Origin of the sequence: Asanoa iriomotensis (assembly GCF_016862515.1) — a bacterium.
Lineage (GTDB): Bacteria > Actinomycetota > Actinomycetes > Mycobacteriales > Micromonosporaceae > Asanoa > Asanoa iriomotensis.
Genome location: NZ_BONC01000084.1, coordinates 1 through 11,705, shown reverse-complemented (window position 1 = coordinate 11,705; position 11,705 = coordinate 1). Strand labels below are relative to the sequence as shown.

The window sequence follows — 11,705 nt, the reverse complement described above, 5'->3', positions numbered from 1 at the left end:
CCGCAGCGCGCGGGAAACCCCCACGACATGATCGAAACTTTCAAATCGCTTCCGGCGCCAGAGCAAAGCCCGAGTTACGCCGCTTGGCCTCGTACATGGCCTCGTCGGCGGCCCGCAGCAGCGCCTCGAACGACCGCGTGTCGCTGGCCGCGATGCCGATGCTGGCCGACGGTCGCAGGGTCCGGCCGTGGATCCGGACGTCCGCGCGCACCGCGCCGAGGATCCGGTGCGCCATGGCCACCGCGTCCTGCGTGGAGGCGTCGGGCAGCAGCACGCTGAACTCGTCGCCGCCCAGCCGGGCCACCGTGTCCGCCTGCCGCACGCAGTGCCGCAGCCGCTCGGCGGTGACCTTGAGCAGGTCGTCGCCGGCGTGGTGGCCGAGGGTGTCGTTGACGGTCTTGAACTCGTCGAGGTCGAGCAGCAGCACCGCCCGGCCGTGTTCGGCCGTCGCGCCCAGCCGCGTGGCCTCGGCGTCGAACCTGGCCCGGTTGGGCAGCCCGGTGAGGTGGTCGTGGCTGGCCGCGTACCGCAGCCGCTCCTCCTGCCGGGCCATCGCCGCGACGGTCTCGTCGAGGCGCCGCACCAGGCGCTCGTTGTCGGCGAGCACCACGTACTGCCGCACCAGGACCAGCGCGGTGACGACCACCGAACCCGCGAGCGCACCCCACGTGATGATGTGCAGCCCGCGCGCCGCCAGCTCCACGACCAGCACCACCTGGGTGATGCCGACGGCCACGAACGCGACCCGGGCACCCGATCGGCGCGCCCGCGGCGGCACGGCGGCGGGCGGCCTGCGGAGCTGCTCGAACCGCGCGCCGGCCAGCAGCACCAGCGCCGGCACCATCCTGGCCACCAGGGTGGCGCGGACGTCCGGCGCCGCGACGATCTCCGCGTTGAGCACCCGGTCGACGCCGAACAGCGCGATGGCCAGGCTGAGCGTGACCCCGGCGAGCACCCGCACCGGCGCCGAGTGCGTGAGCACCATCCGCACCAGCGCGCACGCCGCCACCAGCAGCGTCACCGCGCCCACGATCGCCCAGCCGACCTCGCGCGGGCGCTCGGCGCCGCTGCGGCCGGCCATCGTGACGACCCAGACCCCGACCGCGGCCCCGACCAGCACGATCGCCATGTCGAACAGCAGCCGGGCACGTCGGGCGCGCGGCAGTCGCCACGGCCGGGCCAGCATGGCGGCCAGCAGGGCGCCCGAGCCCACGGTCAGCAGGATGGTCGGCACCGTGCGCACCGCGTTCGCGGCGGCCGGATCGCCGACGGACTGGACGGCCCGCAGCACCGCCCCGGCGGTGAGGATCAGCCCGGCCACGCCCGCGATCTCCCAGAACCGTCGCCGTCGGGCGCCCTGGCCCCGTCGCTGCGCCAACTGCCAGGACAGCGCGGTGAAGCCGGCCAGGAAGGCGGCCTGGGCCATCCACGCGGTGACGCCCGGCGCGGGTGCCCAGCCGATCAGGACCGCGGCGACCGCGAAGACGAGGAGGGCGCCGCCCAGGACGCGGTCCACGCGTTACGCCGCCGCGTCCGGATGCAGGTAGAAACCCGAGTTCCGGCGTTTGGCCTCGTACATCGCCTCGTCGGCGTCGCGCAGCAGCGCCTCGAACGGCTTGGTGTCGCTGGCCGCGATGCCCACGCTGGCCGACGGCCGCAGCGTCCGGCCGTCGATCCGCACGGGCTTGGCCAGCGCGCCGAGGATCCGGTGGGCGGCGGCCACAGCGTCCTCGGCGGTCGTGTCGGCGAGCAGCACGCTGAACTCGTCGCCGCCCAGCCGGGCCACGATGTCGCCCGGTCGCACGCTGCGGCGCAGCCGCGTCGCGGTCATCTTCAGCAGGTCGTCGCCGGCGTGGTGGCCGAACCTGTCGTTGACCATCTTGAACTCGTTGAGGTCCAGCAGCAGCACGGCACGCCCGCTGCCGGCGTCGCCGTCGCCGAGCCGCTGCGCGTGGTGGTCGAAGAACGCCCGGTTGGCGAGGCCCGTCAGGTGGTCGTGGTTGGCCGCGTGCCGCAGCTTCTCCTCCTGGCGGCCGAGCGCCTCGATGCTCTCGTCGAGCCGGCGCACCAGCCTCTCGTTCTCCATCAGCACCACGCTCTGCCGCACGGCGACCACGGCGGTGAGCACCACCGAGCCGACCACGGTGCCCCAGCTCCGGATGGTGAGCCCGTCGAGCGGCAACTGGATCACCAGCATGAGCTGGGTGGCCGCCACCGCCAGGAACGGCAGCCGCACCGTCACCTTGACCCGCCTCGGCGGCCCGACCGACCGACTCAGCGTGCCCCGGGTCCATTCGACGCACGGCGCGAGCGCGAGCACCAGCGGTGGCACCAGCCGCAGCACGTAGCTGCCGCGGGAGTCTGCCGCGGCGAGCTGCGGGTTGAGCGCGTGTTCCACGCCGAACAGCAGGATCGCGATGCACAGGACGATGCCGGTGGCTCGGGTGAAGGGCGCTTCGCGGGTCATCAGCAGGCGGACGATGGCGAACACCGAAACGACCATGATGATCGCGCCGACGACGCTGAAGGCCACCTCGCTCGGCTCGGTCGCGCCCTCCCCGCCGGTCAGCGCGATGCTCCAGACGAAGACGCCGGTCGCGATCAGCACGGTCGCGGCGTCCAGCCAGAGCCGGACGCGTTCGCGCCCGACCAGATCGGGTGGTCGGCTCAGCAGGAAGTAGAGCAGCACCAGCGAACCCAACGAGACCAGCACCGTGGGCACGGTGCGGTGGGTGGCGGCGGTAGCCGGCTCGATGGCGAAGTCGACGGCGCGCACGACGCCGCCGGCCGACTTCAACACACCGGCGATGGCCGCGGCACCCCAGAACCGCCGGCACAGGGGGTCGGCCATCGGGCGGCGCCACAGCCGCCAGCACAGCCACGCGAACGTGCCTTCGAGCACCGCCTGCGCCGACCACGACGTGATGGCCGGTTCCGGACCCAGCCAGATCAGGATCGCCGCGGCGGCGAAGGTGGCGAGCACCCCGGCCAGGACGCGGTCCATCGACCCATCACACCACGTGCGCTTCGGGGTGTAGGCGGTTCGGCGTGCTTGCCTACGGGAGCGCTCCCATGGAAGACTGTCGAAGTATCGCGGGCCGGGAGCCTCGTCCGCGCGTCCCGGGCAGGACGCGCCGTCCATCCCTGCTTCCGCGAGGAGATCCATGAAACTCAGACGCGCCCTGGCGCTGCTCTCCGCCGGCACGCTGGTCGCCGCCGCGGTCGCCGTGCCGGCCGGTCCGGCGCAGGCCGCCATCGCCTGCGACGTCGTGTACGCGACCAACGAGTGGCCCGGCGGCTTCACCGCCAACCTCACCATCCGCAACCTCGGCGACCCGATCAACGGCTGGACGCTCGGCTTCACGTTCCCCGGCAGTCAGCGGGTGACGCAGGGCTGGTCGGCCAACTGGACCCAGACGGGCAACCAGGTCACCGCCACCAACATGCCGTGGAACGGCAGCCTGCCCACCGGCGGCTCGACCGGCATCGGCTTCAACGGCAGTTGGAGCGGCAGCAACCCGCGCCCGACCGCGTTCACGGTCAACGGCACCACCTGCGGCGGCGCGCCGGTCCAGCAACCGCCCACGGTGGACCTCACCGTGCCGGCCGGTCCGTTCGAGGCGCCGGCCGACGTCGCGCTCTCCGCGACCGCCAGCGACCCCGACGGGACCATCGCCAAGGTCGAGTTCTACCGCAACGGCCTGCTGATCAACACCGACACCACCGCGCCGTACGCGTACACGATGGAAGATCTGCCCGCCGGCTCGTACACCGTGCAGGCCCGGGCCTATGACAACGCGAACCTGACGGCCACCGACGAGGCCGGCTTCACGGTGTCGCAGGCCACCGGCCCGGTGTTGCGGGCCACCCCGACCTCGGTCTCCGTGGCCGAGGGCTCGACGTCGACGACGCGGTTGACCCTCAGCGCGGCACCCTCCGCGCCGGTCACGGTCGCGCTGGCCCGCACTGGTGACACCGACATCTCGGTCAGCCCGACCAGCGTGACGCTGAACAGCACCAACTGGAGCACCGGCGTGCCGGTCACGATCGCGGCGGCCGAGGACGCCGACACGGTCGGCGGCTCGGCGACGATCACCGCGAGCGCATCGGGCTACGCGCCGGTCGCGGTCGCCGTCACCGAGATCGACAACGACGGCGGTACGGGCAACAACGAGTACGTCGCCCGGTTCCTGGACCAGTACGGGAAGATCAAGAACTCCGGGTACTTCAGCCAGGAGGGCGTGCCGTACCACTCGATCGAGACCTTGATCGTCGAGGCTCCGGACCACGGCCACGAGACCACCTCGGAGGCGTTCAGCTTCTGGATCTGGCTGGAGGCACAGTACGGGCGCGCGACGCAGAACTGGGCGCCGTTCAACAACTCCTGGACGGTGATGGAGCGCTACATCATCCCGTCGCACAATGACCAGGTCACCGCGGGCGTCAACGGGACGCCGCAGTACGCGGCCGAGTTCAACCTGCCGAGCGGCTATCCGTCGCAGTTGCAGCCGAACGTGCCCGTCGGGCAGGACCCGCTGCGGTCGGAGCTCCAGTCGACGTACGGCACCGGCGACATCTACGGCATGCACTGGCTGCTCGACGTCGACAACACCTACGGCTTCGGGCGATGCGGTGACGGGACCACGCGGCCGGCGTACATCAACACGTTCCAGCGCGGGCCGCAGGAGTCCGTCTGGGAGACCGTGCCGCAGCCGTCCTGCGACACGTTCAACTTCGGTGGCCCGTCCGGCTTCCTCGACATCTCGATCAAGGAGTCGTCGGCGCCGGCCAAGCAGTGGAAGTACACCAACGCGCCGGACGCCGACGCGCGGGCGATCGAGGCCGCGTACTGGGCCCTGACCTGGGCGACCGCGCAGGGTCGGGCGGCCGACGTCTCGGCCACCGTGGCCAAGGCGGCCAAGATGGGCGACTACCTGCGCTACGCGATGTTCGACAAGTACTTCAAGCGGATCGGCAACTGCGTCGGCGCGTCGACGTGCCCGGCCGGTTCCGGCAAGGACTCGGCGCACTACCTCATGTCCTGGTACTACGCCTGGGGTGGCGCGACCGACCCGAACGCCGGGTGGTCGTGGCGGATCGGCTCCAGCCACAACCACTTCGGCTACCAGAACCCGATGGCGGCGTGGGCGCTGACCAACGTCAACGAGCTCAAGCCACGGTCGCCGTCGGCGGTCGCGGACTGGCAGAAGAGCTTCGACCGGCAGTTGGAGTTCTACCAGTGGCTGCAGTCGGCCGAGGGCGGCATCGCCGGCGGTGCGACGAACAGTTGGGACGGCTCGTACGCGCAGCCGCCCGCGGGCACGCCGACGTTCTACGGGATGTTCTACGACGTCGACCCCGTCTACCACGACCCGCCGTCGAACCAGTGGTTCGGCATGCAGGTCTGGTCGATGCACCGGATCGCGGAACTGTACTACGCGACCGGCAACGCGAAGGCCAAGGCGCTGCTCGACAAGTGGGTGCCGTGGGCGCTGGCGAACACCACGGTCGGCACCGGCGGCGCGTTCGAGATCCCGTCGGACATGACGTGGAGCGGTGCGCCGGCGACGTGGAACCCGTCGTCGCCCGCCGCGAACTCCAACCTGCACGTCACCGTCACCAAGAAGGGTCGCGACGTGGGTGTGGCGGCCGCGTACGCGCGGACGCTGATGTACTACGCCGCTCGTTCCGGAAGCGCGCCGGCCAAGACCGGGGCGAAGGGCCTGATCGACGCGTTGTACGCGAACCGCGACGCGCGGGGCGTGGTGACGCCGGAGACCCGCGAGGACTACCAGCGGTTCGACGACGTCTACAACTCCAGCACCGGCCAGGGCCTCTACCTGCCGCCGGGCTGGAACGGCGACATGCCCAACGGTGACATCATCGCGCCGGGCAAGAGCTTCGTCGACATCCGGTCCTTCTACAAGCGGGACCCGGACTGGCCGAAGGTGCAGTCCTACCTGGACGGTGGTTCGGCACCGACGTTCACCTACCACCGATTCTGGGCACAAGCCGACGTCGCCATGGCGTACGCGGATTACGGTCATCTATTCCCGAATGGTTGATCCACCGAGCTATCCATAAGGGCTTAGACGGAGTATCGTTCTGCCCGGAGGGGCCGCTTCCCCCGTGGCGGCCTCTCCCTTAGCAACACGAGAGCCCGGGCTGTGTGCCCGGGCTCTTCGTATTTTGCTTTAGGCGGCGCGGGTTTCCGATGCTCCTACGGCGGCGCCCTGCATCATTGTGCCGGCGGCGAACGTGTAGGCGCGCACCCAGGCGCCCTCGACCTCGGGGGTGAAGGCGTCGCCGGCGAAGTCGCGGAGTGTGGCGAGCAGGCAGCCGGCTACCGCGGTGTAGTGCTCCGGGAGCACGCCCCAACTGTCGTGCTTGGCGCCGAGCGTCTCCAGCGTCGGCCGCAGCGCCTCGGGGTTCTCGTAGTTCGTCACGAGCGCGACGATGGCACCCAGGAGCTTGTCGTGTTGTGCGTCCATGCTGGCGGGGAACATGGGCCGCACGCCCGGGTATTCGGTGAAGAGCCGGTCGTAGAACGAGGCGATGAGCTCGTTGGCCCGGTCGGCGACGACCTCGAGGCTGGCTTCGAGTAGCTTGGCGTCGGCCGCGTGGCTGGAACTGGTCTCCTCGGTCATTTGGTCCTCCCCAACGGTGGTGACCGTGGACGTCTCCCGGAGGGGTTCCAGAAGGCGTTTCGTCACTCAGAGCGTAGGGACCAGCACGTCGGGTGACAAGACTCACGTGAATATGGCACAGATAGCGACAACTGCCGATTGCAACATGCGTGCGGTTGTGCTACGCCAGGTTGCCATTGGCTGGCTGGCTTCGAGCCACCTGGCAAGTCGCCCTTTGCGACCCAGTTCACGCGGCATCGGTGCGCCCGGCGGAATATGGTTAGTACAGCTAATGAGATGAGGCGCGCTCATGACGATCCAGGCCCGGTCCGCCGGCCGGCTTCCGCACAAGTGGTCGGTGCTGTCGAACACGACGCTCGGCATGCTGATGGCCACGGTCAACGCGTCGATCCTGATCATCTCGCTGCCGGCGATCTTCCGCGGCATCCACCTCGACCCGCTGGCGCCCGGCAACGTCAGCTACCTGCTGTGGATGTTGATGGGCTACCTGCTGGTTACCGCCGTGCTGGTGGTGTCGCTGGGCCGGTTGGGCGACATGTTCGGCCGGGTGCGGATCTACAACGCGGGCTTCGCGGTCTTCGCCGCCGCCTCGGTGGCCTGCCTGCTGACGCCGGGCGTGGGCCGGACGGCGGCGCTCTGGCTGATCGGCTGGCGGATCGTGCAGGGCGTCGGCGGCGCGATGCTGATGGCCAACTCGGCGGCGATCATCACGGACACGTTCCCGGCGCGCCAGCGGGGCACGGCGCTCGGCGTCAACCAGGTCGCCGGGCTGGCCGGCAGCTTCATCGGCCTGGTCCTCGGCGGGGTGCTCTCCGCGTGGCACTGGCGGTCGATCTTCGGCGTGAGCGCGCTGGTCGGGGTGGTCGGCGCGATCTGGGCGTACCGGAACCTGCGCGAGACGGTCACCCGGCGCGCGGGCGTGCGGATCGACTGGTGGGGCAACGCGACGCTGGCGGTCGGGCTGACGGTGCTGCTGGCGGCGCTGACCTACGGCATCCAGCCGTACAAGAGTCATGTCGAGGGTTGGGCCAACCCGATGGTCTTCGGCGGCCTGATCCTGGGCGCGGTGCTGTTGGTGGTGTTCTGCGTCGTCGAGACCCGGGTGGCACAGCCGATGTTCCACCTGCGGCTGTTCAGGATCCAGGCGTTCTGGGCGGGCAACGCGGCCGCGTTGTTCAACGCGGTCGCCCGGGGTGGTCTGCAGTTCATGCTGATCATCTGGTTGCAGGGAATCTGGCTGCCGCTGCACGGCTACGCCTTCGAGGACACACCCCTCTGGGCCGGCATCTATCTGGTGCCGCTGACGATCGGCTTCGTCGTGGCTGGCCCGCTGTCGGGCTGGCTCTCGGACCGCTACGGCGCGAAACTGCTGGCCACGGGCGGCCTGGTGGTGATGGCCGCGACGTTCGTGGGGCTGCTCTTCCTGCCGGTCAACTTCAGCTACCCCCTGTTCGCGATCCTGCTGTTCTTCAACGGCGCGGGCTCGGGCCTGTTCTCGGCCCCGAACACGACCGCGGTGATGAACGCCGTGCCACCGGGGGAGCGCGGCGTGGCCTCGGGCATCCGGGCAACGTTCCAGAACGCCGGCATGGTCCTGTCGATCGGCGTCTTCTTCTCGCTGCTGATCGCGGGCCTGTCGTCGTCGCTGCCGGGCGCTCTGCAATCGGGCCTGGGCGCACAGGGCCTACCTCCGTCCGCGGTCTCGTCGGTGGTGGCGGTCCCACCGGTCTCCCTGATGTTCGCGGCCTTCCTGGGCACGAACCCGATCGGCACGCTCCTCAACCAGGCCGGGGTGAGCGGCCAGGTCTCCCCGGACACCCTGTCCCACCTCACCGGCCGCACGTTCCTGCCGGGTGTCCTCAGCGGACCGTTCCACGAGGGCCTGATCGTGGTCTTCGTCCTGGCCGCGGCCTTGGCCGCCGCGGGCGCGGTGGTCTCGCTGTTCCGCGGCGGCGTCTACATCCACGAGGAGCCCGCGGTCGCGGAGATCCCGTCATCGCGACCGACCATGGCTGCACCGTCGGCCAACGGCCACGCCACCACGACAGTCCCGACCACGAAGCGCGCCAGTGGCACCAGCCGACGCGGCCGCGTCAGAGGCTGATCAGGCGCCCGAGGCGACGCGGGTGATGAGTTTGCGCATCGAGGAGAGCCAGCGGTCCGGGTCTTCGGCTTTGCGTTGTTGGTAGGTGGCTACCTCGGGGTGCGGGAGGATCAGAAAGCGTTCCGCGGCCAGACCGTCGACCACCGCGTCCGCCACCTGTTCCGGGGTCAGGATCTCGCCCGCCGCCGCGGTGATGTGGGCGCCCGCGTGGCCGCGGGCCAGGCCCGTGTCCAGCATCGGTGTGCGGACGCCCTGCGGGCACAGGGCGCTCACCCGGATGCCGCGGTCGCCGTAGGTCATCGAGAGCCACTCCGCGAAGGCGACGGCGGCGTGTTTGGTCACCGCGTAGGGCGCGTCGCCGACCGCGGTGAGCAGGCCCGCGGCCGAGCACGTCTGGAGCAGGTAGCCCGCGCCCCGGTCGAGCATCGACGGCAGGACCGCGCGGGCCGCTGCCACGTGGGCGTGCACGTTGATCGACCACGCGCGGTCCCAGGTCTCGTCCGTGGTGTCCAGGCCCGTGCCCGTCGTGATGCCGGCGTTCGAGCAGAACAGGTCGACCGGGCCGAACGTCTCGTGTGCCGCGTCGACCAGGGCCGCTACCTGGGCCGGGTCCGTGACGTCGCAGGTGACCGCGCGGGTCAGGCCGCGGTTGATCGACTGGGCCAGGTCCTCGACGCCCGTGCCGTCCAGGTCGGCCAGGACGAGGCCGGTGACGCCGGCGTCCGCGAACCGGCGGGCCATCGCGGCGCCGATGCCGCCGGCCGCGCCGGTGATCACGACTACCTTGCCGCGCAGGTCCATGCGCTCAGCCTCTCTCCACACTGGACGGTGCGGACAGCTCACCGATCAGGGCGTGCAGCGCCTCGGTGCCGCCCGCGGTCAGTTCGGGAGTGGGGAGCGGTGCCATGACCGGTGTCGTGACGCCCGCTTCGACGTACGCCATGATCTGCTCTTTGCACTGGTGCGGTGTGCCGTGGATGACCAACGCGTCGACCAGCGCGTCGGGCACGGCGGCGAGGGCGCCGCGGCGGTCGCCGGCCGCCCACGCCTGCCAGACCGGGTCGAGCAGGTCGCTGTTGCCGAGCCAGCGGTGGAACTCGGCGTACGCCGGGACGGTGAGGTAGCTCGTGATCATCCGCCGGCCGACGGCGCGGGCGTGGTCGGCGTCGGCGGTCGGGCAGATGAAGATGCGGGCCGCGATCTCGAAGCCCTCGGGGCGGTCGCCGAGCGTGTCGAGCACCTTGGGCACGTCGGTCGCGGCCAGCCAGTTGAGGATCGTCCCGTCGGCCTCCGCCGCGGCGAGCCGCAGCATCGCGGGGCGCAACGCGGCGAGCAGGATGGGCGGCGGCGTCACGGGCGGGCGCTCCAGGCGGAACCGGCGCACCGCGAACGTGTCGAACTCCCGGTCGACCTGCTCGCCGGCCAGCGCCGCGCGGAGGAACCGGAGCATGTCGCGGCTGCGCTTGAACGGCTCGGTGAACGGCACCGCGTTCCAGTCGCCGACGACGACCGGCGAGGAGGCGCCGATGCCGAGCGCGAACCGGCCGGGCGCGGTCTCGGCCAGCGCGGCGGCGGTCATCGCGAGCAGCCCGGGCCCGCGGGTGAACACGGGCGCGACGGCGGTGCCGAGCCGCATCCGCGGCGTCGTGATCGCCCCGATGGTCAGCGGCGTGAACGCGTCGGCGCCTGCGACCTCGGAGGTCCACAGGTCGGTGAAGCCGGCGTCGTGCAACAGCGCGTACAGCTGACCGTGGTCGGCCAACGGGATCCCGGCGAACGGGACCGTCATTCCCCAACGGTGGCTCACGCCTGAGAACCTACCGGTTGCGGACGTCCGGGTCGCCTACCGATTCGTTTGGTTAGGGTAGCCTCACTGCGAGTTCCGGCTGCCGTGGGGAGGTTCGATGGCCGAGGAGTCGCTCAACGACGTGCTCGGCGGCCGCCGCGGCGCGATCGAGGCGTCGCTGCCACCGCTCGCGTTCGGCGTCGGCTGGGCGGCGTCGGGTCCGTCCATCCTGGGCGGTGTGGTCGCCGCGCTGGTCGTCGGCACCGCGGTGGCCGGGTGGCGGCTGTTGCGCGGCCACCGCCCGCTGGCGGTGGTGATCAGCCTGTTCGGCGTGTGCCTGGCCGCGCTGATCGTGCTGCGCACGGGCCGCGCCGCGGACTTCTTCCTGCTGCAGTTGCTGACCAACGCGGCCAGCGCGCTGGCGTGGCTGGTCAGCATCGCGATCCGCTGGCCACTGCTCGGCGTCGTGGTGGGTTTCGCTCTCCGCCAGGGCACCCGGTGGCGTCGCGATCCGGCCTTGGTGCGCGCGTACGGATGGGGCAGCCTCGTCTGGGTCATGCAGTACGTGATCCGGGTGGCGGTGTTTCTTCCGCTCTACGCCGCGGACCGGGTGCTGGCCCTGACGGCGACTCGGGTCGCCTTGACCTGGCCTTTGGTCGCGGCTTGCGTGGCGGTGAGCTGGTGGGTCGTCCGCCGCGCGCTCCCACCCGACCATCCGGGGCTCCGCAACCCGGTCCCTGCTTAGCCGCGACTCGACCCTGGGTAGGAACGCCACCTAGCAGCGCGCGCGGACCCGCAGCCAAGCAGGAGCGCGTTGTGTCGACCCCAACTGTTGGGTGGGGTGGTGCACAGTGCCGGCTCGCCGCAGCCTCCGTCGTCCGTCGTCCGTCGTCCGTCGTCCGTCGTCCGTCGTCCGTCGTCCGTCGTCCGTGGTCCGTGGTCCGTCCGTGGTCCGTGGTACGTGGTACGTCGGGCGTCCTGCGTCGGGCGACCTGCGTCCTGCGTCGTGCGTCGTGCGTCGGGCGTCGTGCGTCGGGCGTCGTGCGTCGGGCACGCGGCCCGATCCCCTTCGCAGGTCGCCTCGGCTGGGCGCTGGCGCCGCGTCGCCTCGGCTGGGCGCTGGCGCCGCGTCGCCTCGGCTGGGCGCTGGCGCCGCGTCGCCTCGGCT

The 11,705-nt window shown here is 71.1% G+C and carries 8 protein-coding genes; 3 read left to right on the top strand and 5 right to left on the bottom strand.

Annotated elements, in window-relative coordinates:
• Positions 1-40 precede the first annotated feature (40 nt).
• Both Air01nite_RS35685 and Air01nite_RS35680 read right to left on the bottom strand, forming a co-directional pair.
• Positions 41-1,516 carry a GGDEF domain-containing protein gene (locus tag Air01nite_RS35685; protein ID WP_203707806.1) on the bottom strand — a complete coding sequence of 492 codons (1,476 nt, stop codon included), beginning with the start codon at positions 1,514-1,516 and terminating at the stop codon, positions 41-43.
• Between the two features lie 3 nt (positions 1,517-1,519).
• On the bottom strand, positions 1,520-3,004 hold the full coding sequence (locus Air01nite_RS35680; protein ID WP_203707805.1) for a GGDEF domain-containing protein: 1,485 nt from the start codon (positions 3,002-3,004) through the stop codon (positions 1,520-1,522).
• 160 nt (positions 3,005-3,164) lie between these two features.
• Between Air01nite_RS35680 and Air01nite_RS35675 the strand changes: the two genes are divergently transcribed.
• Positions 3,165-6,065, top strand: a complete 2,901-nt coding sequence (locus tag Air01nite_RS35675; RefSeq protein ID WP_203707804.1) for a glycoside hydrolase family 48 protein — start codon at positions 3,165-3,167, stop codon at positions 6,063-6,065.
• A gap of 129 nt (positions 6,066-6,194) precedes the next feature.
• Here Air01nite_RS35675 and Air01nite_RS35670 read toward each other — a convergent pair whose 3' ends face one another.
• Complete coding sequence (locus Air01nite_RS35670; protein ID WP_203707803.1) at positions 6,195-6,647, bottom strand: globin domain-containing protein; 453 nt, start codon at positions 6,645-6,647, stop codon at positions 6,195-6,197.
• A gap of 289 nt (positions 6,648-6,936) precedes the next feature.
• Between Air01nite_RS35670 and Air01nite_RS35665 the strand changes: the two genes are divergently transcribed.
• Entirely contained in the window at positions 6,937-8,751 is a 1,815-nt protein-coding gene (locus Air01nite_RS35665; protein ID WP_203707802.1) for an MFS transporter, read from the top strand.
• On the opposite strand, the gene Air01nite_RS35660 is transcribed toward Air01nite_RS35665, so the two are convergent.
• Both Air01nite_RS35660 and Air01nite_RS35655 read right to left on the bottom strand, forming a co-directional pair.
• On the bottom strand, positions 8,752-9,552 hold the full coding sequence (locus Air01nite_RS35660) for an SDR family oxidoreductase (RefSeq protein WP_203707801.1): 801 nt from the start codon (positions 9,550-9,552) through the stop codon (positions 8,752-8,754).
• A 4-nt stretch (positions 9,553-9,556) separates the two neighbouring features.
• Complete coding sequence (locus tag Air01nite_RS35655) at positions 9,557-10,540, bottom strand: LLM class F420-dependent oxidoreductase (protein ID WP_203707800.1); 984 nt, start codon at positions 10,538-10,540, stop codon at positions 9,557-9,559.
• Positions 10,541-10,655: 115 nt separating this feature from the next.
• Here Air01nite_RS35655 and Air01nite_RS35650 point away from each other — a divergent pair, with 115 nt between their 5' ends.
• Positions 10,656-11,282: a DUF3159 domain-containing protein gene (locus Air01nite_RS35650; RefSeq protein WP_203707799.1), complete on the top strand. Its 627-nt coding sequence runs from the start codon at positions 10,656-10,658 to the stop codon at positions 11,280-11,282.
• Positions 11,283-11,705 lie beyond the last annotated feature (423 nt).